This is a genomic window from Streptomyces sp. O3, assembly GCF_054788135.1.
Map to the genome: position 1 here is coordinate 1 of NZ_JBTVYK010000186.1, position 272 is coordinate 272.

Genomic DNA, 272 nt, shown 5'->3' on the forward strand with positions numbered 1-272 from the left:
TGATGATAGACATCCAGATAGCGCGCATGCTCAGGCCACAGCTGTTTAACCCAGGCGATCTCCTCCCGGTTTTCACTGAGATGCGTCTGCAGCCAGGTGTCGGGAAACTCGGCCCGCAGGCGCTGCACCGCCTCCAGCAACCCCGGGGTCGAGGTGGGGGCAAAGCGCGGGGTGATGGCATAGCCCAGCCTGCCGCGCTGATGCCAGCGGCGGATCAACGCCCGGGTCTGCTCGTAGCTCTCCCCGGCGGTTTCGCACAGGTAGTCGGGCAC

Annotated in this window: 1 protein-coding gene; it reads right to left on the bottom strand. The window is 65.4% G+C overall.

Annotated features, from left to right (window positions below; genetic code table 11):
- Positions 1 to 272, bottom strand: a 272-nt coding sequence (locus ACX6XY_RS30290; RefSeq protein WP_460337891.1) for an amidohydrolase family protein, incomplete at both ends; no start/stop codon positions are given.